The 22798-nt window shown below is 61.9% G+C and carries 17 protein-coding genes; 7 read left to right on the top strand and 10 right to left on the bottom strand.

The annotated features are described in order from the left end of the window. On the top strand, positions 1-1152 hold the full coding sequence (locus V6F91_RS05815) for an acyl-CoA dehydrogenase family protein (protein WP_332762986.1): 1152 nt from the start codon (positions 1-3) through the stop codon (positions 1150-1152). 180 nt (positions 1153-1332) lie between these two features. Here the strand turns inward: V6F91_RS05815 and V6F91_RS05810 are convergent, their stop codons facing one another. The 6 genes from V6F91_RS05810 to V6F91_RS05785 all read right to left on the bottom strand — a co-directional run bounded on the left by V6F91_RS05810 (position 1333) and on the right by V6F91_RS05785 (position 8406). Continuing rightward, entirely contained in the window at positions 1333-2106 is a 774-nt protein-coding gene (locus V6F91_RS05810) for an enoyl-CoA hydratase (protein ID WP_332762985.1), read from the bottom strand. Positions 2107-2121: 15 nt separating this feature from the next. Further along, entirely contained in the window at positions 2122-3249 is a 1128-nt protein-coding gene (locus tag V6F91_RS05805) for an acyl-CoA dehydrogenase (RefSeq protein ID WP_332762984.1), read from the bottom strand. A gap of 142 nt (positions 3250-3391) precedes the next feature. Next, positions 3392-4585 carry an acetyl-CoA C-acyltransferase gene (locus V6F91_RS05800; protein ID WP_332762983.1) on the bottom strand — a complete coding sequence of 398 codons (1194 nt, stop codon included), beginning with the start codon at positions 4583-4585 and terminating at the stop codon, positions 3392-3394. A 12-nt stretch (positions 4586-4597) separates the two neighbouring features. Beyond that, a complete protein-coding gene (locus V6F91_RS05795) occupies positions 4598-5359 on the bottom strand; it encodes an SDR family NAD(P)-dependent oxidoreductase (RefSeq protein WP_332762982.1) in 762 nt (253 codons plus the stop codon). A gap of 16 nt (positions 5360-5375) precedes the next feature. After that, the gene (locus tag V6F91_RS05790; RefSeq protein WP_332762981.1) at positions 5376-7040 is read right to left on the bottom strand and encodes an AMP-binding protein; all 1665 of its coding nucleotides are present in this window, start codon (positions 7038-7040) and stop codon (positions 5376-5378) included. 349 nt (positions 7041-7389) lie between these two features. Then, positions 7390-8406: an AraC family transcriptional regulator gene (locus tag V6F91_RS05785; RefSeq protein WP_332762980.1), complete on the bottom strand. Its 1017-nt coding sequence runs from the start codon at positions 8404-8406 to the stop codon at positions 7390-7392. Positions 8407-8727: 321 nt separating this feature from the next. Here V6F91_RS05785 and efeU point away from each other — a divergent pair, with 321 nt between their 5' ends. From efeU to efeO (V6F91_RS05765), 4 genes are read left to right on the top strand one after another with little or no spacing between them, the layout of a single operon-like run. Then, on the top strand, positions 8728-9567 hold the full coding sequence (gene efeU / locus V6F91_RS05780) for an iron uptake transporter permease EfeU (protein WP_332762979.1): 840 nt from the start codon (positions 8728-8730) through the stop codon (positions 9565-9567). An 8-nt stretch (positions 9568-9575) separates the two neighbouring features. Further along, positions 9576-10775: an iron uptake system protein EfeO gene (efeO, locus tag V6F91_RS05775; protein ID WP_332762978.1), complete on the top strand. Its 1200-nt coding sequence runs from the start codon at positions 9576-9578 to the stop codon at positions 10773-10775. 17 nt (positions 10776-10792) lie between these two features. After that, positions 10793-12091 carry an iron uptake transporter deferrochelatase/peroxidase subunit gene (efeB, locus tag V6F91_RS05770; protein WP_332762977.1) on the top strand — a complete coding sequence of 433 codons (1299 nt, stop codon included), beginning with the start codon at positions 10793-10795 and terminating at the stop codon, positions 12089-12091. Positions 12092-12112: 21 nt separating this feature from the next. Next, positions 12113-12937, top strand: a complete 825-nt coding sequence (gene efeO, locus V6F91_RS05765; protein WP_332762976.1) for an iron uptake system protein EfeO — start codon at positions 12113-12115, stop codon at positions 12935-12937. Between the two features lie 123 nt (positions 12938-13060). On the opposite strand, the gene pssA is transcribed toward efeO (V6F91_RS05765), so the two are convergent. Continuing rightward, positions 13061-14404, bottom strand: coding sequence for a CDP-diacylglycerol--serine O-phosphatidyltransferase (pssA, locus tag V6F91_RS05760; protein ID WP_332762975.1), 1344 nt, complete (start codon positions 14402-14404; stop codon positions 13061-13063). A gap of 215 nt (positions 14405-14619) precedes the next feature. Here pssA and V6F91_RS05755 point away from each other — a divergent pair, with 215 nt between their 5' ends. Together V6F91_RS05755 and V6F91_RS05750 are read left to right on the top strand one after the other, a co-directional pair. Next, a complete protein-coding gene (locus V6F91_RS05755) occupies positions 14620-15183 on the top strand; it encodes a TetR/AcrR family transcriptional regulator (RefSeq protein ID WP_332762974.1) in 564 nt (187 codons plus the stop codon). 54 nt (positions 15184-15237) lie between these two features. Further along, the gene (locus V6F91_RS05750) at positions 15238-15717 is read left to right on the top strand and encodes a nuclear transport factor 2 family protein (protein ID WP_332762973.1); all 480 of its coding nucleotides are present in this window, start codon (positions 15238-15240) and stop codon (positions 15715-15717) included. 87 nt (positions 15718-15804) lie between these two features. On the opposite strand, the gene V6F91_RS05745 is transcribed toward V6F91_RS05750, so the two are convergent. From V6F91_RS05745 to V6F91_RS05735, 3 genes are all read right to left on the bottom strand, one after another. After that, positions 15805-17658, bottom strand: a complete 1854-nt coding sequence (locus tag V6F91_RS05745; RefSeq protein WP_332763588.1) for a polyurethane esterase — start codon at positions 17656-17658, stop codon at positions 15805-15807. Between the two features lie 219 nt (positions 17659-17877). Beyond that, positions 17878-19566, bottom strand: coding sequence for a polyurethane esterase (locus tag V6F91_RS05740; RefSeq protein ID WP_332762972.1), 1689 nt, complete (start codon positions 19564-19566; stop codon positions 17878-17880). 66 nt (positions 19567-19632) lie between these two features. Then, complete coding sequence (locus tag V6F91_RS05735) at positions 19633-22710, bottom strand: autotransporter domain-containing protein (RefSeq protein WP_332762971.1); 3078 nt, start codon at positions 22708-22710, stop codon at positions 19633-19635. Positions 22711-22798 lie beyond the last annotated feature (88 nt).

Below are 22798 nucleotides of genomic sequence, written 5' to 3'. Positions count from 1 at the left end.
ATGCACGATCTCGAACTGACTGAAGAACAAGTGATGATCCGCGACATGGCCCGGGATTTTGCCCGTGGCGAAATCGCGCCCCATGCACAAGCGTGGGAAAAGGCTGGCTGGATCGACGACGCGCTGGTGGCAAAGATGGGCGAGCTCGGCCTGCTCGGCATGGTGGTGCCGGAAGAATGGGGCGGCACTTACGTCGACTACGTCGCCTATGCGCTGGCCGTGGAGGAAATCTCCGCCGGCGACGGTGCGACCGGCGCGTTCATGAGCATTCACAACTCGGTCGGCTGCGGACCGGTGCTCAATTACGGCAGCGATGAGCAAAAGCAGACCTGGCTGGCTGATCTGGCCAGCGGCCAGACCATCGGCTGCTTTTGCCTGACCGAGCCGCAGGCCGGCTCTGAAGCGCACAACCTGCGCACCCGCGCCGAACTGCGCGACGGCCAGTGGGTAATCAACGGCGCCAAGCAATTTGTCAGCAACGGCAAACGGGCGAAACTGGCGATCGTGTTTGCGGTGACTGATCCGGAGCTGGGCAAGAAAGGCCTTTCGGCGTTTCTGGTGCCGACCGATACGGCAGGCTTCATCGTCGATCGAACCGAGCACAAGATGGGCATCCGTGCCTCAGACACCTGCGCGGTTACGCTGAACAATTGCAGCATTCCCGAAGCCAACCTGCTCGGCGAACGCGGCAAAGGCCTGGCGATCGCCCTGTCCAACCTCGAGGGCGGACGCATCGGCATCGCCGCGCAAGCACTGGGCATCGCGCGGGCGGCGTTCGAGGCGGCGCTGGCTTACTCCAAAGACCGCGTGCAGTTCGATAAACCGATCATCGAGCACCAGAGCATCGCCAACCTGCTGGCCGACATGCACATGCAGATCAACGCGGCACGCTTGCTGATCCTGCACGCGGCGCGGCTGCGTACGGCGGGCAAACCGTGTTTGTCCGAAGCGTCGCAGGCCAAGCTGTTTGCTTCGGAAATGGCCGAGAAAGTCTGTTCCTCAGCGATTCAGATTCACGGCGGCTATGGCTATCTGGAGGATTACCCGGTCGAGAAGTACTACCGCGATGCGCGGATTACCCAGATCTATGAAGGCTCGAGCGAGATTCAGCGGATGGTGATTGCGCGGGATTTGAAGAACTATCAGTTGTAATGGTGGCGGCCCTTCCCCTCACCCCAGCCCTCTCCCCTAGGAGAGGGAGCCTATCTGTGTTGGTTTTGAAGTCGCGTACGACGCGGTATTTCAGGTCGGCGATTTTCTCCCATCCACCACGATCAGTCCCCTCTCCCTCCGGGAGAGGGTTAGGGTGAGGGGGCTTTTGCTTTTTGTCGCTTATTTACCCTGAAACTCTGCCGGCCGCTTGCCAATAAACGCCGCCATGCCTTCCTTCTGATCCTGCGTGGCAAACGCGGCATGAAACACCCGACGCTCAAACCGCACCCCTTCGCTCAGGTTCACTTCAAAGGCGCGGTTCACGCTTTCCTTGATCATCATCGCAATCGGCAGTGACTTGTCGGCAATCACCGCCGCCACTTTCAGCGCTTCATCAAGCAACTCATCGCTCGGCACGATCCGCGCGACGATGCCGCAGCGCTCGGCTTCCACCGCATCGATCATGCGCCCGCTCAGGCACATTTCCATGGCTTTGGCCTTGCCCACGGCGCGGGTCAGGCGTTGGGTGCCGCCCATGCCCGGCAGCACGCCGAGGTTGATTTCCGGTTGGCCGAATCTGGCATTGTCGCCGGCCAGGATGAAATCGCACATCAACGCCAGTTCACAGCCACCGCCAAGGGCGAAACCGTTGACGGCGGCAATGATCGGCTTGCGCCGGTTGGCGACGCGGTCGCTGTCGCTGAACAGATCGTCCATGTAGATCTGCGGATAGGTCAGCTCGGCCATTTCCTTGATGTCCGCCCCGGCGGCAAAGGCCTTTTTCGAGCCGGTGAGGACGATGCAGCCAATGTTCGCGTCGGCTTCCAGCGCATCGAGCGTCTGGTTCACTTCACTGACCAACTGCGCATTCAGCGCGTTCAGCGCCTGCGGCCGGTTGAGGGTGATCAGGCCAACGCGGCCGTGGGTTTCGAGCAAAATGGTTTCGTACGTCATGAAGAAGATTCCTTGTCAGAGATTGCGCGAAATGACCATGCGCTGAATGTCGCTGGTGCCTTCGTAGATCTGGCAGACCCGCACGTCGCGGTAGATGCGTTCCAGCGGAAAGTCGTTGAGGTAACCGTAACCGCCTAGGGTTTGCAAGGCCATCGAGCAGACCTTCTCGGCCATCTCCGAGGCGAACAGCTTGGCCATCGATGCCTCGACCAGTGCCGGTTGGCCGCTGTCACGCAGGGCTGCGGCGTAATGCACCATTTGCCGGGCGACGGCGATCTGCGTGGCCATGTCGGCCAGACGGAACGCGACCGCCTGGTGTTCGATGATCGGCTTGCCGAACGTGTCGCGCTCACGGGCGTAGTCGCGCGCCGCTTCGAAGGCCGCGCGGGCCATGCCCACCGACTGCGCGGCGATGCCGACGCGGCCGCCCTCAAGATTGGCGAGGGCGATTTTGTAGCCTTCGCCCTCCTCGCCCAAGCGATTGGCCAGCGGCACGTTGACGTCTTCAAAAAGAATCTGACAGGTGTCCGACGCGTGCTGCCCGAGTTTGTCTTCGACCCGCGCCACGCGGTAGCCCGGCGAATCGGTCGGGACGATAAAGGCGCTGATGCCACGCTTGCCGGCGCTCGGATCGGTCACCGCAAACACGATCACCACCCCGGCGTTCTGCCCGGAAGTGATGAACTGTTTGCAGCCATTGAGCACGTAATGATCGCCCTCGCGCCGGGCGCGGGTCTTCAGGCTGCTGGCATCGGAGCCGGCCTGCGGTTCGGTCAGGGCGAAGGCGCCAAGCATCGCGCCGCTGGCCAGCGGTTTGAGGAAGCGCTCGCGCTGGTCGTCATCGCCGAACTTGAGGATCGGCACGCAACCCACCGAGTTGTGCACGCTCATGATCGTCGAGCAGGCGCCATCACCGGCGGCGATTTCCTCCAGCGCCATGGCGTAGGCCAGGTAACCGGTCTCGCAACCGCCCCACTGCTCCGGCACCAGCATGCCGAAAAAGCCCAGCTCGGCCATCTCGGCGATGGCCTCTCTGGGGAAACGGTGCTCGCGATCCCACTCGGCGGCGAACGGTTTGAGCCGTTCCTCGGCGAACTGCCGGGCCATGTCGCGGATCTGGGTTTGGTCTTCGTTGGGAATCATGGTGAATCCTTAATCCTTGTAACAACACAGAACCCTGTGGGAGCGAGCCTGCTCGCGAAGGCGTCGGTATATTCAGCATTCACTTAGCTGATACACCGCTTTCGCGAGCAGGCTCGCTCCCACAATGGAGCTTCGCGGCGCGTCAGTAAATGCATTCCACCGCCATCGCCGTGGCTTCACCGCCGCCAATGCAGATCGCCGCGATTCCGCGCTTGAGCTGCTTCTGCCGCAGCGCCGCCAACAACGTCACCAGAATCCGCGCGCCCGATGCACCGATCGGATGGCCCAGCGCACAGGCGCCGCCGTGCACATTGAGCTTGTCGTGGGGGATTTCCAGGTGGGTCATCGCCGCCATGCCAACCACGGCGAAGGCCTCGTTGACCTCGAACAGGTCAACCTGATCCAGCGCCCAGCCCGTTCTCTTGATCAGCTTCTTGATCGCCCCGATCGGCGCGGTCGGGAACAGCCCCGGCGTGTCGGCGAATGCCGCGTGGCCGTGGATCACCGCCAGCGGTTTCAAGCCCAGGGTTTGCGCCTGCGACTGACGCATCAGCACCAGCGCCGCGGCACCATCGGAGATCGAGCTGGAGTTTGCCGCCGTCACCGTACCGCCCTCGCGGAACGCCGGTTTCAGCGAGGCAACCTTGTCCAGTTTGGCTTTCGGCGGTTGCTCATCGTGGCTGATGACCACCTGCTCTTTGCCCACGGTCACGGTCAGCGGGACGATTTCGTCCTGAAAGCTGCCGTCCTTGATCGCCTGCTGCGCGCGAGTGGTCGAAGCGATGGCGAAAGCGTCCTGGGCCTCGCGGCTGAAGCCGTTGGTTTCGGCGCAGTCCTCGGCGAAGGTGCCCATCAGACGTCCCTTGTCGTAGGCGTCTTCGAGGCCGTCGAGGAACATCGAATCGAGCACGCGGCCATGGCCCATACGGTAACCGGCGCGGGCGCGATCCAGCAGATACGGTGAGTTGGACATGCTTTCCATGCCCCCGGCGATCACCACATCGGCGCTGCCGGCGATCAGCATGTCGTGGGCCAGAATCGTGGTTTCCATGCCCGAACCGCACATCTTGTTGACTGTGGTGCAGCGCGTCGATTTATCCAGCCCGGCACCCAGCGCAGCCTGACGTGCCGGCGCCTGACCGAGGCCGGCGGGCAGTACGCAACCGAACAACACTTCATCCACCGCATCGCTGGCAACCCCGGCGCGTTCGACGGCGGCTTTGATCGCGGCGGCGCCCAGTTGCGGCGCGGTGAGGCTTTTCAATTCGCCCTGGAAACCGCCCATCGGCGTGCGCACCGCGCTGACGATGACAATTGGATCATTGGAAATAGTCATGACAAATCCTCCTTACTTGGCGGCCATGCGCAAGGCGCCGTCGAGACGGATCACCTCGCCGTTGAGCATGCTGTTTACGATGATGTGGCGCACCAGCGCGGCGTATTCGGCCGGCTTGCCCAGACGTGGCGGGAACGGTACGCCGGCGGCCAGCGAATCACGCACTTCCGGGCTCATGCCGGCCATCATCGGCGTTTCGAAAATGCCCGGGGCGATGGTCATCACGCGGATGCCGAAGCGCGCCAGTTCGCGGGCGGCCGGCAGGGTCAGGCTGGCGATCGCGCCCTTGGAGGCCGAGTACGCGGCCTGGCCGATCTGGCCGTCGAACGCCGCCACCGAGGCGGTGTTGATGATCACCCCGCGCTCGCCATCGGCGTTGGCTTCAGACTCGGCAATCGCCGCAGCGGCCAGACGCAGCATGTTGAAGCTGCCGATCAGGTTGACGTTGATCACCCGGGCGAAACTGCTCAGTGCATGCGGGCCGGTCTTGCCGAGGATTTTCTCGCCACGGACGATGCCGGCGCAGTTGACCAGGCCGTTGAGGCTGCCAAACGCATCGAGGGTCGCCTGTACCGCGGCTTCGGCGGCGGCTTCGTTGCTGATGTCCGCGACCACGCTTTGCGCGCCGAGGCGCTGCGCCTGAGCGGCCACGGCCTCGGCGTTCATGTCCACCAGCATCACTTTCGCGCCGGCGCTGACCAGCAGCTCAGCGCTGGCCGCACCGAGGCCGGACGCGCCGCCGGTGACGATAAAAACCTTGTTCTCGATCTGCATGACTGTTTCCTTCGATTCAAGCTGAAACGTTGTTCGCCGCCGCCTCTTGAGCCTTGGCGATTTCCTGGTTGCGCAAGATAAAGCGCTGCAATTTGCCACTCGGGGTCTTGGGCAATTCGCTGACAAATTCGATTTCTCGCGGGTATGAATGCGCGGCCAGACGCTTGCGCACGTGTTGGCGCAGTTCCTCAGCCAGCTCGGGGGCTGCGCGGTATTGCGCACTGAGCACGACGAAGGCTTTGACCAGTTCGGTGCGTTCCGGGTCGGGTTTGCCGACCACCGCCGCTTCGACCACCGCCGGGTGCTCGATCAGAGCGCTTTCAACATCGAAGGGGCCGACGCGGTAGCCGGAGGTGGTGATCACATCGTCGCTACGGCCGACGAAGCTGATGCTGCCGTCCGGGTTCCACTCCACGGTGTCGCCGCTGAGGTAATAGTTGCCGACAAACGCCTTGGTCGGCGCACCTTCGTAGCCGCCAAACCAGCACATCGGCGATCGCGGGCGGTCGATGGCGAGAATGCCGGGCTGGCCGACGCCGAGCTCGTTGTACTGTTCGTCGAGCACCACGATGCGATGGCCCGGCGAGGCAAACCCGGCGGCGCCGACGTGTACCGGATGGTCGAGGCCGTGATGGTTGCACAGGACCATGCCCAGTTCGGTCTGGCCGTAATGATCATGGATGACCACGTTGAGATGGTCGGCAAACCAGCGAATCACTTCCGGGTTCAACGGCTCGCCGGCGCTGCTGACGATGCGCAGTTTGCCCTTGATCGACTTGGCGAATTCATCACCGCCGGCAATCAGCAGACGATAGGCCGTCGGCGACCCGGTGAGGTTGCTGATGCCGTATTTGTTGATCACCCGGCAAGTGCTTTCGAGGGTGAACGGCCCGTCATAGAAAGTAATCGGATGGCCCAGCGCCAACGGCCCGGTGACACCAAAATAGATGCCGTAGGCCCAGCCCGGATCGGCGACGTTCCAGAACGCATCTTCCGGGCGTAGATCCACGGCATCGCGGGTGTAACTCTTGAAGGCGACGATGGCCTTGAGCGGCACCGACAGCGCTTTCGCCGGGCCGGTGGTGCCGGAGGTGAACATCAGCAGAAACGGATCTTCACCGGTCAGCAGCACCGGCTCGCAAACGCTGGAATAGTTAGCCAGTTCGGCCCAGAAGCTGTAATCGCCACGCACGATGCCCTGACCTTTGGCGCCGCCCACCGTGACCAGCGTCGGGCAATCTGCGACTTCAGCGAGTTTCGGCCGGTTGACCGCATCGGTCACCACGACTTTGGCCCCGGAACTGTTCAGACGATGTTCAAGGGCTTTCGGGCCGAAGGCGGTGAACAGCGGCTGATACACCGCGCCAATGCGCCAGGTGGCGAGTACGGTGATCAGCAACTCGACATTGCGCGGCAGCAGTCCGGCGACCTTGTCACCCTTTTGCACGCCTTGTGCGAGAAGGAAATTGGCGAAACGCGCGGCCTTGTCGTGCAGGTCAGTGAAGGTGTACGTCGCACTGCTGCCGTCGCGGCCCTCCCAGAACAACGCAATGCGCCCCGGCAAGGCGTGGCGATCGCAGCATTCGACACAGGCGTTGAGCGCTTGCAGCGAACCGCTGAGCGCGGCCTCGACGGTGTGCTGATAGTTGAACTGTTCGGTAGCAGACAAGTAATCGCGCATTGCCAGAATCCCTCGGTGTTTTTATTAGGCTGGGAACCGTAAACAACAGAGCGATAGTCGCGCTGAGCGGGGCCTGGGGCAATGGTCAAAGCCATCAAGCTGGTTGACTGGTTTGGCCAAAACCCCGGCCATGATGCTCTTTCCCCCGCTCTGCGTGGGAATGCAGCCCGGACGCTCTGCGTCCTTTCCCGAGTTGGGACGCGGAGCGTCCCTTGTGGCATTCCCACGCGGAGCATGGGAACGATCAGTCATGCGGCGCCTGTCATGGCGGTATCGATAGCAGCGCTAGCTCCCACAGGTTGGAACGCATTTCAAACTGTGGAGCTAGCCTGCTATCGATGGCGTCAGCTCAGCCAGCCTCATTCAAGATCAACGTGCGATAGTGCCCCGGATTAGACCCCGACCACTTGCGAAACGCCTTGTAGAACGAGCTGACATCGGCAAACCCCAGGCGCGCGGCGATCTCGGCGAAGCTGATTGAAGGCTCCGCCAGCCAGGAAATCGCCAGCTCCTTGCGCACGCTGTCCTTGAGGCCCTGCCAGGTCTGCCCTTCTAACGCCAGGCGACGGCGCAACGTCGAGGCGGACATGCACAATTGCTGGGCCAGCGCTTCGGTTTCCGGCCATTGCTCGGCGGGCAATTTTCGCAGGTCATGCTTGATCCGGCTGGCGAGACTCTCCGGGTCGCGGTATTTCACCAGAATGTTCGCCGGTGCATGAGCCAGGAAGCGCTGCAGCTCTTCGGGGCTGCGCTTGATCGGCAGGTCGAGGCAGTCGGCGGAAAAAATCATCCGCGTGCGCGGGCGTCCGAAGCGCAGGTTTTGCGAAAACATCACTTGATAGTCATCGGTGAAGTCCGGCGCGGCGCAGCGCAGTTCGATGGCCAGAATCGGAATGCGCCGTCCGGCAAGCCAGCAGGCGACACCGTGGACGATCATCCAGTAGGTGAAATAGGTAAAAGCGCGGCGCGGTTCGGGGTCGTCTTCGAGCAGGACGATTTCCGCCAGGCTTTGCTGGTGCACCAATTGCGCCGGCAGCCGCTCGAGCATCAGCGAGAGAAAACACAAGCCTGTGCTCAGCCCCGCCGCTAATGTCGTTTGCGCTATCGCAGCGCGACACATGAACGCCAGGCTGCCGGACTTGAGCTTGCGCGGGTCCATGCCGAAAAACTCATCGTCGGCGCGCCGGGCCAGCAGGCGCCAGAGCTTCGCGTATTGCGACGCGGGCACCCGTGCGTGATCGGCCTCAAGCAATGCCGGATCGATCCCGACCTTGTGCAGAACCTCCTGCGTGGCCGCGCCGGGCGCACAACTCTGCAACAGCGCTTCGCGCACCAGTTGAACGGCGATGGTGTCTTTTTCCGACATGGAACGCGGCGAGCCTTGTTGTTATTTCGATGCCCGGCATCTTACCCCTGTGGGAGCGAGCCTGCTCGCGAAGGCGTTGGGTCAGGCGAATGCGATGTTGAAAGTGCCGCCGTCTTCGCGAGCAAGCTCGCTCCCACAGGATTGGTGGCGTATTCAGAATCGTGGGCTGTCCACGACACCCTTCCTACAAAGGATATGGGTGAGGCAAAGATCGGTTTTGTTCAGGTTAGGTTCAGCTAAATGTCAATCAATGCCATTTGGGAATGAGTGTCATTATGTTACAACTTAGCTACCTATCTAAATCACCGTTGGTTGTGCCGAATGCTCGTTCCCTTTCTGATCATGCTGCGCGAAGGCATCGAAGCCGCGCTGATCGTTGGCATCATCGCCAGTTACCTCCAGCAAACCGGCCGAGGCCAGTGGATGCCCGCCGTCTGGATCGGAGTTTTCCTCGCCGCCGCTCTCGCCCTGCTGGTGGGCGGTGGCCTGGAACTGGTCAGTGCTGAATTCCCGCAGAAGCAGCAAGAGCTGTTCGAAGGCATCGTCGGGCTGGTCGCTGTGGGTATTCTCAGTTCGATGGTGTTCTGGATGCGCAAGGTCGCCCGTTCGATCAAGCATTCGCTGCAAGCCTCGCTGGATCAGGCGCTGACCGCGTCCAGGCATCAGGTGATCGCGTTGATCGCCATGGTGTTTTTTGCTGTCGCCCGTGAAGGCCTGGAAACGGTGTTCTTCCTGCTCGCGGTGTTCCAGCAGAGCGAAGGCCCGGGCGCGCCGATCGGCGCACTGTTGGGGCTGGTACTGGCAGTCATCGTCGGCTTTCTGATCTACAGCGGCAGCATGCGTCTCAACCTCTCGGCGTTCTTCAAGTGGACCGGGCTGTTCATTCTGGTGGTGGCCGCCGGGATTCTCGCCAACTCGGTGCAGGCGCTGCATGAGGCCGGGCTGTGGAATCACTGGCAGACCGTGCTGTTCGACTTCAGCGCAACCCTGCCGATGGATGGCCCGCTGGGCTCGGTGCTGGCCGGCATGTTCGGTTATCAGGACGCGCCGACCATCAGCACGCTCGGTGCCTATGTGATCTACCTGCTGGTGGCGCTGGTGCTGTTCTTCCTGCCCGCGCCCGCGCCATCGGTGTCATCGACTTCCGTTTCCAGCCAATAAGGACCTTCATGTCCAAGCCTAAAACTCCTCAGGCCTCGCCTCCCCGCGCCTTGCGCTGGGCGGTGGCCGGCTCGGTGGTGGTGATGATCGCCGCCGGCGGGCTGTTCTATTACGCCGCGCAACTGGCCGCCGCCAAGCGTCAGCACAACCGCGATGAAGTGGTGGTCAACATTCATCCGGGCAAGTGCGAGCCGAATGCGCTGAGCGTGCCGGCCGGGCGCGCCAGTTTCCGCATCGTCAACCGCTCGGACCGCGCCGTCGAATGGGAAATCCTCGACGGTGTGCTGGTGGTCGAAGAACGCGAAAACATTGCGCCGGGCCTGAGCCAGGTGATCAACGCCAACCTGCAGCCGGGCGATTATGCAATCACCTGCGGCTTGCTGAGCAACCCGCGCGGCACCTTGCACGTGACCCCGACCGCGGCGTCCGAGGCTGCGGCCAAAGCCAAGCCGTCGATGGTGGCTTTCGTCGGGCCGCTATCGGAGTTTCGCGTATACCTCGCCAGCCAGAGCAGCGCACTGATCAAAGCCGTGAGCGCACTGAATCAAGCCATCGCCATCGGTGATCTGAGTCAGGCGCAGGCGCTGTATCTGCCGGCGCGTGCTGCGTATCAACGGCTGGCCCCGGCAGCGCAACGCCTCGCCGAACTGGATAACCGCATCAATGCCCGTGCCGATTATTTCGAAAAACGCGAAGAGGACCCGGGCTTCGTCGGCTTCCATCGCCTCGAATACGCGCTGTTCCAGCAACGCAAACTCGACGGACTGGCGCCGGTTGCGCACCAACTGCTCAGCGATGTCACTGAGTTGAAACAGCAACTGCTCGCCCAATCACTGCCGCCGGAACAACTGGTGAGCATCGTTGTGCGCAACCTCAACACCCTCGCCGAGGTGCGCGCGGCCAACGGCGAAGAAGAGCGCTACAGCCACACTGACCTCAACGGTTTCGCCGCCAATGCGCAGACCGCGCATAAAGTCGTTGATCTGCTGCGGCCGATGCTGAGCAAATCCGCCGCTGACCTGTTGCCGAAAATCGACGCCGCACTGGCGGACTTCGATACCGCGCTAAGCAACCACACAGTTGCTCAAGGCTACGCCAGTTACGACAGCGTCAGCGGCGAACAACGCCAGCAGCTCGCCCATAAAGCCCAGGCCCTGGCCGACGCGCTGGATGGCATCGATCCCGCCCTTGGCCTTTCCGGCCTGTAAGCAGAAGACCTGACCCGATGAAAGAACTCGAAACCCTCAACCTGCAACGTCGCCGCGTCCTCATGGGCATGGGCGCCGCCGGTGTCGCCCTCGCCGGCTCGGCGCTGAGCTGCCCGGCCATGGCCGCCACGCCCGCGCAAGTCACCGAAGCGCCAAGTAGCGACAAGACAGAAAATCGCCACGATTTCCACGGTGTACACCAGAGCGGTATCGTCACACCGCGCCCGGCCTCGGGCATGCTGGTGGCTTTCGATGTGCTGGCCAGTGATCGTGACGATCTCGAGCGGCTGTTTCGCACCCTCAACGAGCGCATCGCGTTTCTGATGAAGGGCGGCCCGGTGGCGCAGATCGATCCGAAACTGCCGCCGGTGGATTCGGGCATCCTTGGCCCCAATGTCACCCCAGACAATCTGACCATTACCGTGTCTGTCGGTGATTCGCTGTTCGACGAGCGCTTTGGTCTGGCCGCCGCCAAGCCTAAACGGCTGCAACGCATGGTTGGCTTCCCCAACGACGCGCTGGACGCCGATTGCTGCCACGGCGACCTGAGCCTGCAGTTCTGTTCGAACACCGCCGACACCAACATTCATGCGTTGCGCGATATCGTCAAAAACCTTCCGGACCTGCTGCTGGTGCGCTGGAAACAGGAAGGCAGCGTACCGCCGCAGGCCCCTGCGAAACCGGGTGTGCCAGCACAGTCGGCGCGCAATTTTCTGGGTTTCCGCGACGGCTCGGCCAACCCCGATTCCAACGACGGCAAGGCCATGGACCGGCTGGTCTGGGTGCAGCCCGGCAGCGACGAACCGGCCTGGGCGGCCCAAGGCAGTTATCAGGTGGTGCGGATCATCCGCAACTTCGTCGAGCGCTGGGACCGCACACCGTTGCAGGAACAGGAAAGCATTATCGGCCGGGTCAAAACCACCGGCGCACCGATGGGCGCCGAGCATGAAAACCAGGTCCCGGATTACAGCAAGGACCCGGCCGGCAAGCTGACCAAACTCGACGCGCACATTCGCCTGGCTAACCCGCGCACCGCCGCGAGCCAGGCCAACCTGATCCTGCGTCGGCCGTTCAACTACTCCAACGGCGTGAACAAGAACGGCCAGCTCGACATGGGCCTGCTGTTCATCTGCTACCAGGCCGATCTGGAAAAAGGCTTTATCACCGTGCAAACCCGGCTCAACGGCGAACCGCTCGAGGAATACCTCAAACCGGTCGGCGGCGGCTACTTCTTCACCCTGCCCGGTGTCACCAGCGACAAGGACTTCATCGGTCGCTCGCTGCTCAACGCCACACAACCAAAAACCGCCGCCTGAAACCACACTGGAGCCGCCCCGATGAAAAAGACGCCACTCGCGTTACTGCTGACCCTTGGTTTGCTCAACACCCCGCTGTCGGCCTTCGCCGTCACAGCACCGCTGGACCTGGTGGGGCCGGTGTCGGACTACAAGATCTACGTCACCGAAAAGCTCGATGAACTGGCCAGCCACACTCAGCAATTCACTGACGCCGTGAAGAAAGGCGACCTGGCTACCGCACAAAAACTCTACGCACCGACCCGCGTGTACTACGAGTCGATCGAGCCGATTGCCGAACTGTTCAGCGACCTCGACGCGTCCATCGATTCTCGCGTCGACGATCACGAAAAAGGCGTCAAGGCCGAGGATTTCACCGGTTTCCACCGCCTCGAATATTCGCTGTTTGCGGAGAAGTCGACCCAAGGGCTCGATGCCCTGGCGGACGGTTTGAACAAGGACGTCCAGGACCTGCAGACCCGCGTCGCCGGCCTGACCTTCCCGCCGGAAAAAGTCGTCGGTGGCGCGGCGGCGTTGCTCGAAGAGGTCGCCGCGACGAAGATCTCCGGTGAAGAGGATCGCTACAGCCACACCGACCTGTATGACTTCCAGGGCAACATCGACGGCGCGAAGAAAATCGTCGACCTGTTCCGCCCGCAGATCGAGCAGCAGGACAAGGCGTTCGCCGCGAAGGTCGACAAGAACTTCGCCAGCGTGGACAAGATCCTCGCCAAATACAAAACCGCCGATGGCGGGTTCGAGACCTATGACAAGGTCAAGGACAACGACCGCAAGGCGCTGGTCGGACCGGTGAATACGCTGGCTGAGGATTTGTCGACGTTGCGCGGTAAATTGGGACTTAACTGAGGTTTTGTAGCGCCTGTCAGTGCCCTATCGCGAGCAGGCTCACTCCTACAGGGGAACGCATTCCAAAGTAGGAGTGAGCCTGCTCGCGATGGCGGTCGTAGCCGCAACACAAAATCCGAACGATTAGAGGATTCGGTAGAGCAACCGCTCAATCCGCACCCGACTCACGCGCTTGAGAAACTTGGCCACCCCGGCCGGGTAATCCGGCAGCGTTTCCAGATTCTGAAAACTGTCGATGCGCGTGGTGTGGCGGAAGATCTCTTCCAGCTCCTGCGCTCGCGGTGCCAGCCACTCGCCTTTCGGGTCATCGATCAGCAGTGCGTTTTCCAGGTCGAGCCGGAACGCCCGTGGATTGAGGTTGTTGCCGGTCAGCAGCGTGTAACGCTGATCGATCCACATGCCTTTGAGGTGGTAGGTGTTGTCGCCGTCGCGCCACAGGTGCAGGTTCAACTGACCGCTGTCGATGTTGCGCTGATGGCGTTTGGCAAAGCGGCGCAGGCTGATCTCGTAGAGATACGGCAGCGCGGCGATCACCTTGAACGGCTCGCTCGGCGGGATGTAAAAGTCGTTGGCGGTCTTGTCGCCGACCACGATATCGATCTTCACCCCGCGCGCCAGCGCCCGATTGATCTCGCGGATCACCCCCAGCGGCAGGTTGAAGTACGGCGTGCAGATGGTCAGTTGGGTCTGCGCGCTGGCGATCAGCTCGAGAATCGCCCGGTTTAATGGGTTGTTCTTGCCTACACCCAGTAGCGGGCTGACCGACAGCCCTTCCCTGCCGCTGCTGCCTTTGGCCGTGTCGTACGTCGCGTATTTGAGACGGCTGCGCAGATCGCCGATGTCGTTGCGCAGGCTGCGCGTGGTCGGCAGGTTGGGCAGGTCGAGGCGATGCACCGCTTTCGATTCGATCAGGCCATGCTTGACCAGGTGATGCATCGAGTCCGCCAGGTCGTGGCTGTGCAGGACGTGATAACGGTCGAAGCGGTACTTGTCGAACTTGTGCAGATAAACGTTGTTCAGGCTCGCGCCGCTGTAGACCACGCAGTCGTCGATGACGAAGCCCTTCAGGTGCAGCACGCCAAACAATTCGCGGGTCTGCACCGGCACGCCATAGACCGGCACTTCGCTCTGGTGGGTGCGGGTCATTTCCTGATACCACGCCGAATTGCCCGGCTGCTTGCCGGCGCCGATCAACCCGCGCTGCGCACGCAACCAGTCGACCACCACCGCGATTTCCAGCTCGGGGCGCTTGAGCTTGGCGGCGTGCAGGGCATCGAGAATCTCCTGACCGGCTTCGTCCTGCTGCAGATACAGCGCGACGATGTAGATGCGCTGCGTCGCGCTGGCGATTTTCTCCAGCAGGCAACGACGGAACTCGGCGGCGCCGGACAGAATGGTCAGGGCCTCGGCAGTCAGCGGAAAGCTGCGCAGTTTAGGCAGCAGGGAACGTTTGAAAAGCAACGGCATAGGGCTCGCAATGGGTCGAATCCGAAGAGGTTGAGAGCTTACACCATCGTTCCCCTCGGGTCTCGTGGGTGACTGTCATGGCCCCTTCGCGAGCAGGCTCGCTCCCAGCTGGGAATGCATTTCAAATGTGGGAGCGAGCCTGCTCGCGAAAGCGATTTGAAGGCCAGCAAGAAAGTCGCTTGACCAAGAAGAACATTCATTCTACTGTCCGCCACATGAACGAACTCACTAGCAACGAAACCCGCGAAATTATTCTCGATGTCACCGAAAAGCTGATCTATAAAAGTGGCATCGCCGCCACCAGCATGGATCTTCTGGTGAAGACTGCCGGTGTCTCCAGAAAGAGTATTTACCGTTACTTTGCCGACAAGGACGCGCTGGTGGTCGCCGCGTTGCGACGCCGTGATATCCGCTGGATGGACTGGTACAGAAACGCTGTCGATCAGGCCCAAACCCCAGCCGATCGCCTGCTCAACCTGTTCAGCGTGCTCAAAGGCTGGTTCGCCTCCGAAGGCTTTCGCGGCTGTGCATTCATCAATACCAGCGGCGAGACCGGCGATGCGCAGGATCCGGTGCGGCTGGTCGCCAGAGAACACAAACAGAAGCTGCTCGGCTACCTGTGCGAGCTGTGTACCGAACATGGCGCCGAAGACCCGTTGTTGCTGGCCAGGCAATTGCTGATCCTGATTGACGGTGCCATTACCGTAGCGCTGGTGATGGGTGATCACAGTGCTGCCGATAATGCGCAATGCATGGCGCGCAAGTTATTGAACCTGTAACGTTTTAATAAGCCGGACACGTTGTTTAATCATTCATTTATTCGGGAGATTGATATGTCGACTGCAGCTCAGGTACGTCCGCCATTGCCACCGTTCAACCGCGAATCGGCTATCGAGAAAGTGCGTCTGGCCGAGGACGGCTGGAATAGCCGCGATCCAGAAAGGGTCTCGCTGGCCTATACCCTCGATACGAAATGGCGCAACCGCGCCGAGTTCGCCACCAACCGCGAAGAAGCCAAGGCCTTTCTCACCCGCAAGTGGGCGAAAGAGCTGGATTACCGTTTGATCAAGGAACTCTGGGCCTACTCGGATACCCGTATCGCAGTGCGTTATGCCTATGAATGGCACGACGATTCAGGCAACTGGTTCCGTTCGTACGGCAACGAAAACTGGGAATTCGATGACAACGGCCTGATGTTCCAGCGTTACGCCTGCATCAACGACATGCCGATCAAGGAAAGCGAGCGCAAGTTTCACTGGCCGCTGGGCCGGCGCCCGGATGATCACCCGGGGCTGTCCGATCTCGGTTTGTGACTGCAAAAGTTTTAATGTAGGAGCCAGCCTGCTGGCGACAGCGGATTGCCGGGTCACCGGCAATCCGTCGCAATAAGCGCCACCCCATCAGGCGATAACAATCCCCTCGCCGCTCAGGCTATTGAGCGACACCCCGACCAGCGTCACCGAATCATTGCCGAACGTCAGCAGCGTGTCCTGCCCGACGCTGCTGGCATGCGCACGAAAATCGTCTGCCGGCGAAACGCCCTGCACGCCGAGAAACACCAGTTTGTCGTTGGCCGTGTAACCGGACACCCGATCGTGTCCGAATGCACCGCTGAACAGAAAGGTATCGGCGCCGCCGCCCGACTCCAGCAGATCATTGCCGCTACCGCCGACAAACACATCGTTGCCGCTGCCGCCAATCAGGTGGTCGTTGCCGTCGAGCCCGAACAACCAGTCGCCGCCGGCATGGGCCTTGAGCGTGTCGGCGCCGCTGCTGCCTTTCACGCTGGATTCGTAAGTGGTGACGTTGCTGCCCACCTTCAAACCGCTGGCCGTGACGCTGTGCACCACGTCGTCTTTGAACAGCCCCCAGAGAAAGCCCGGCTCTTTGCTGACGATGCTGCCGATGTCGCGGGTGATGCTGATCCCGCCGTTGGCATCGCGCACGTACAGGTTGCCGGTGCCGTCGCTGGCGAAATCGAAGTTCTTCACCGAGCCTTGCAGGTCGAGGCTGTTGCTGCCCTGCCCGCCGAGGATGATGTTGTAGCCGCCGCTGTCGCGGAAACTGTCGTTGCCGGCGCGGCCCTCCAGATAATCATTGCCGCTGCCGCCCTGGATCAGGTCGTTGCCATCGCTGCCGATGATGAACGTGCTGCCCTTGTGGGTTTCGGCGTTGCGGTTAAGGTCTTGCACCCAGGTGTTGGCCCGTGCCGGGTCCGACAGGTTGGCGACGATGATCGTCGAGTCGCGGCTGGTCAGGTCGTAGAACTTCGAGTCCAGCACCCGCGTCATGCCGTCGCCGTAACCGGTCGGCAAGTGCGAAATCCAGGTGGGGATGTTGAGGATCGAGAACGGCAGCACGTTCCAGGCGCTGGAGGCGTAATGGTCGTTGAAGCTGACGATGTTGTCGGTGGTCGAGGTGTGCGGCGCATCGTGCACGCCGACCGAAGCGCCGCTGAAGGTCGAGCCGTCGAGAGCGCGGAACACCGGGTCGTTTTCATAGCCGATATTGAGCACCTTGTCGGTGCTGCTCTGGGTCGGCGAGGCGTAGGCGATGTAGTTGGAGTCGGCAAAGAACCCGCCCCACTTGCCGCCGCTCAAGTCCGCCATGCTGTTGACCGCCAGCCCGCCGAGGCTGTGGCCGCTGACCAGAATGTCCTTGCCGGTGAGGCCGTTGGCCCTGGCGAACGCCATGACATCGTTGAGCAGGTTGCCGAACGCTTCGCCGACGTAGTTTTTCGCATAATCGGCAGGGCCGAACGCGGCGAGCAGATCGTTGATCACGTCGCCAATCGAATCGCCGATGAGGATTTCCCGCGGGCCGCTGGTGCCGCGAAAGGCAATGCCAAGCTCGGTGAGATGCCCTTGAGCATCGTACTTGCCGAGGATTTCCACTTGCGCGCTGGTGTAGCCGGGTTTCTCGCCGAAGAACGTCCCGCGAGCATCGGTCTTGCCGTCGTAGCCCAGTTGCGTGGCGCTGATCGGTGTCCACCCGGCCTTTTGCACCGCTTCAAGGGCGAGTTTTTCCGAGTCGGGGTTCCACGGGATGCCGGGAATAACCCCTTGCGAATCGGTCCCGCCAATCAGCGCGGTGACCAGCGTGGCCGGCAGGCCGAGGCCGAAACCGTTGTGCTGATAACCACTGGCGAAGCCGTTATCGAGGTTGTGGTAGGAATACAGCGTGATCGCCATGGCGTCGCTGAACAAAGCCTTGGAATCGGCCGTACCGAGGTTTTTGTAGTCATACACACCCATTGCCATTGCCTCTCTTGTTGTTGGAATTGTCCAGAGATAGCTCACAGCCAGAGCGCCCCTTGGTGAGCGCACCGGAGCATTTCAGTACTACTGCTTGTAATGTTCATTGTGGGAGCGAGCTTGCTCGCGAAAGCGGTGTGTCAGGTATACAAATATTGACTGGCACTGCGCCTTCGCGAGCAAGCTCGCTCCCACATTGGTTCTTCTACAGATTCGGAATCAGGCGAAGACAAACGCCGAGTCCGACAGGTTAGCCACTCCCACCCCGATCAGGGTCACGGCATAGTCGCCAATCTTCAGCACGGTATCGTCACCGGACTGCGAGGCGTGCTGTTTGTAGTCGTAGCCCTGCCCCGCGCCTTCGACGCCCATGAACAGCAGTTTGTCGTTGCCTTGATAACCATTGATGGCATCGAAGCCGAAGGCGCCGCTGAACAGGAAAGTGTTGTTACCGCCCAGCGCTGTCATCACGTCATTACCGGCGCCGCCGACGAAGGTCACATGGCCCTTGTCGCTGATCAGGCTGTCATTGCCACCGAGGCCGAACAGCCAGTCACCGTCAGCGCTGGCGTGCAGCGCATTGCCGTAGCCATCGCCGCTGAGGGAGTGGTTGTACTGAGTCAGCTCGCTGCCATTGCTCAGGCCCTTGGCCGTGACGCCCCAGGTGATCTCCTTGCTGCCCCACCACGAACCCGCCTCTTTACTGACCAGCGCGCCGATGTCGCGGGTCAGGCTGATGCCGCCGTAGGCGTCGCGCACATAGAGAGTGCCGTCGCCGTCGTTGGCGAAGCTGAAGTTCTGCAGCGGCTTTTGCAGCTCGAAGGTGTTGTGCCCCTGACCGCCGAGCAGAATATTGAAGCCGCCGTCATCGCGGAAACGGTCGTCACCGCCCAGGCCTTCAAGAAAGTCGTTACCGCTGCCGCCCTTGAGCCAGTCGCTGCTGTGCGTGCCGATGATGAACGTGCTGCCCACATGCGGCTCGCCGCTGCGGCCGAGGTCTTCAACCCAGGTCTTGCCCCGCGACGCCTCTTCCAGATTGGAAACGATGATCGTTGAGTCCTTATGGGTCAGCGGGTAGAACTGCGAGTCGATCACCCGGTTCAAGCCGTCGGCATAGCCCAGCGAACTGTGGGCCGACCAGTTCAGCGGATTGACGATGCTGAACGGCACCAGGTTCTGCGCGGTGGACGCGTAGTTGTCGGTGAAGCTGACGATGTTGTCAGTGGTCGAATCGTGCGCGCCGTCGTGTTTGCCGAGCGAACCGCTGCTGAAGGTCGTGCCGTCAAGTGCGCGGAACACCGGGTCATTTTCGTAACCGATGTTCAGCACGTTGCTGCCGGTGCTGCTCTGGGTCGGCGAGGCGAAGGCGATGTAGTTGGCATCCTTGAAGAACCCGCCCCAATGGCTGGCGCTCAGTTCGGCCACGCTGTTGACCCCGAGCCCGCCGAGGCTGTGACCGCTGATCAAGACGTCCTGGGCGGCGATGCCGTTGGCCATGGCAAACGCGGCGACAGCCTTGAGCAGATTGTGGAAAGCATTTTTCGCGTAGTTGCTCGCATAATCCGACGGGCCAACGGCGGCCAGCAGGTTGTTTTTCATGTCGCCGTAGGTGTCGCTGTAACCGAGCCCGCCGGTGCCACGAAAGGCGATGCCGATACCGATCAGCTTGCCGGCGGCATCGTACTTGCCGAGCACTTCGGCCTCGGCGCTGGTGTAGCCGTCCTGCTCACCGAAGAACGTGCCCTGCGCACCGACCTTGCCTTGATAACCCAGAGCGGTCGCCGCGATAGGATTCCAAGCTGTGGCCGGTAACGGTTTGCCGGTCGGCGAGTAGGCATACAGCGTCAGTGCGATGGCGTCGCTGTACAACGCTTTGCCATCGGCATTTCTGTAATCGAACAATCCCATGTCGTGTCCTCTCTTCCTTCAAAACGGCAGCGCCCTTGAGCACTGCCGGTACACCAGGAACTGTCGTTAGAACTGCCAATCCAGCGTCAGCCCCACACCGTGGTCTTTTTCGTTCGAGCCGACCAGACCGTTGTAATCCAGATTGACCCGCACGTCACGGTTGAGTGCCAGGCCGGCACGCACGCCGACCACCGCTGCGTCGCGATCCATCGACACGCTCTGCACGGTGAAGGCGCTGTTGCCGTTGGCGAACGCCAGGTGGCTGTCGGCGTCGACACTGCTCAGGTTGTGCTGCCAGCCGAGGCTCGCGCCCAGCTCCAGCTGATGCTGATCCGACAAGGCGAAGCTGCGCTTGGCGCGCACGCCGAGGGTCGACAGCACCACGTCGCGGTTGTCTTCACCGCCCTTCAGCGCCGCCGCGTCACCCTTTTCGGTGAAGCTGTCGGTGTTGAGGTGGACGTAGGACAGATTGGCGAACGGCTCCAGATTCATCGGTTGCAGGCGCAGATCGTACGCAGCCTCGGTGAACAACTGCGCCGTGGTCGCATCGCGCTTGGTTTTCTGCTGGCCGCTGACACCGGCAAACTGCAGATCACGTTTGGCGTCGATGCGGTGCCAGCTGTAGGCTCCGCCGACGGTCAGGCGCAGCGCGTCGATTTCATGTCCCAAATACGCACCCAAGTGGTAGCTGTCGACCGACGCCGAGGAATGCGTGCCGCTGCCCATGCTCAACGAGCTGTCGCTATAACCGGTAACGAAACCCAGGCGCGTATCTTCAGCGATCAAGCCGTCGACACCGGCCAGCAAGCCACCGATGGAGCTGGTGGAATCGGCATTTTCGTGGCCGCCATCGCTCTTGCCCCACGACCCCAGCACCTTGACCCAGGCATTGCTGCGATCGTCAGTCGGCGCATCAGCGTTGAACAGATCGCGCTCACGCAGACGCTCGCCCACGGCTTCGCGCAGGTAGCGGCTGTCGTTGATCAGCAAGGTGCCGATGGCCGGATGGATCTCGCCGGAGAGTTGCTGGAACGCTTGCTGCGCCGACGCCGCGTTCGGCGACAGCAGCAGAGTTTCGAACAGCGCGTTGCCAGCGCCCAAGCGCTCAGCCGCTGCACCGACCGCACGCTGATTCGGCGTCAGGCCGACACTGGCAAACGAGGCGTCGTTGCGCCCCACCGCCAGTTGAATGCCATCCGCCGAGTACGCCAGCGTGCCGCCGAGAAAGGCGTAATCCGGCAACACCTGGCCGAAGCGCCCTTCAATGCCACCGGCCGCTTGCAGGATGTTGTAGCGCGTACCGAGCAGGCTTTGCACTTCGTTGGTGGACAGCAAGGTCGGGCTGTTTTCCAGCGACATGCTCACGGTGGCGCCTTCGATGACGGCTTTGCCGCCGGCAACGATCTGGTCGCTGCTGGTCGGCGACAGCTCGACGGCGTAGGTCGAGCCCGGCGCGAAGGTCACGTCGCCGGCAACATTCAGCGTGCCGATCGAGTTGCCCGGCGCCACCGTGCCGCCGCTGTTGACCGCCAGCGCGCCGATACGGCCATTGCCGCCGAGGACGCCGCCGTCATTCACGGTGACGGCCGATTGCAGCGAACCGTTGATGGCCAGCCGTCCCTGATTGACCAGTGTCGGGCCGCTGTAGGTGTTGTTGCCGGTCAGCACCAGGGTACCGATGCCTTGCTTGGTCAAACCGCCGTGACCGGAAATATCGTTACGCCAGGTATCGAGGCCGCAGGTAATGTCCGTGCACACGCGCTCGGTCGGCTTGCCTTTGTCGATAATGGCGCCGACACCCGGCAGATCGGCGACAAACTGGCCGGAACCGTAGGCGCCGTCGATGCGGAATTCGGCCGGGATGTCCTGCTCGGTAACGAACATCGATGGGCCGTCGATGCCTTTGCGCAGGTTGATCATGCCCCAGCCGTACAAGGCGTCGATGCCCGGTGCGCCAAGGTCGGTCGCGGTGGTGCGCAGGACCGTGGCGACCTGATCGCCAGTCATGTATGGAAAGCGCTCCATCAGCACCGCCACCGAACCGGCCACATGCGGTGCAGCCATCGAGGTGCCGTTGTAGTTGGCATAACTGGTGGTCAGGTTGTCGAGGCTGGTGCCTTCGATGATCGAGCTGTAGATTTTCGTGCCCGGCGCGGCCACGCAGAAGCTTGCGGTGTAGCCGCAGCGCGAGGAAAACGTACTCATGATGTACGGGGTGCTGCTGGCCAGATCCGGGTTCTTTTGCAGGGCGGCGACGGTGATCCAGTTCGGCGCGATGTCCGGGACGAAATAGCCGAGGCCGGCGATCGCATCGGGGTTGTTGAGGTTGTAGTCGTTGCCTGCGGCAAAAATCGTGACGATGCCGCTGCGCGCGGCAGCGATGGCGCCGTCATAGGCGCCGCCGGGTTTGGTGCCGAGCAGCGTGCGGATCTCGTTGAACTGCAACTGCGCGTCGTTGACGGTGAAGTGCGGATACGCCGGATCGCGGCCACCCAGATCGAAGCGGTCGGTGATGCCGATGCCCCAGCTGTTGTTGATGATCCGGGCGCCGCTGGCGATCAGCGCATCCCAACCGGCCTTGTACACCGCGCCGTCGTTGCCGCGCACGATGCCGTCTTCCGGGCCCGGGTCGCCGTTGTCGGCGCTGATGATCTGTGCGCCGAACGCCACGCCATGCATGACGCCACCGTCGCGGCTGCCGGCGGCGATACCGCCGACGTGGGTGCCGTGAGCGCCGAGTTTGCCGTTGGAACCGACTGTGGGCGAGCCGTCATAAAGGAACGCGTCCCCGGCTTTGACCGGGATGTAAGGGTCGGTGTATTCGCGAATGCCGCGGGTGACCAGGGTGACGACTTTGTTGCTGCCGGAAAACTCCGGGTGTGCGGCGTACACCGGCTGGTCGAAGATCCCCAGCTTCACGCCTTTGCCGGTGTAGCCGGCGGCATAAGCGTAATCGGCACCGATCGCGCCCAGGCCCCAATCGGCCTGGAATTCGCTACTGCGCCAGCTCGACGGATCGCCCGTGCGGCCGTTCTCCACGTAAGGCGCAGCGTGGGCGGTGCCGAGGGCGCAGAGCACGGCGAGCGTCAGGGTTTTCAGGGCAAAGCGGCCACCCGTTTGCGCGGGGGTATTGTTGTTGTTCATCCAGCGACCTTCCTTAGTGTTGTTGCGAAAAATCCGTCTCAATCCGCACGCTGATCCTTCCCACGCAGGAGCGTGGGAACGATCAACG

Origin of the sequence: Pseudomonas koreensis (genome assembly GCF_036668835.1) — a bacterium.
GTDB classification, from domain to species: domain Bacteria; phylum Pseudomonadota; class Gammaproteobacteria; order Pseudomonadales; family Pseudomonadaceae; genus Aquipseudomonas; species Aquipseudomonas koreensis_I.
This window is presented reverse-complemented; position numbering and strand designations above follow the sequence as displayed.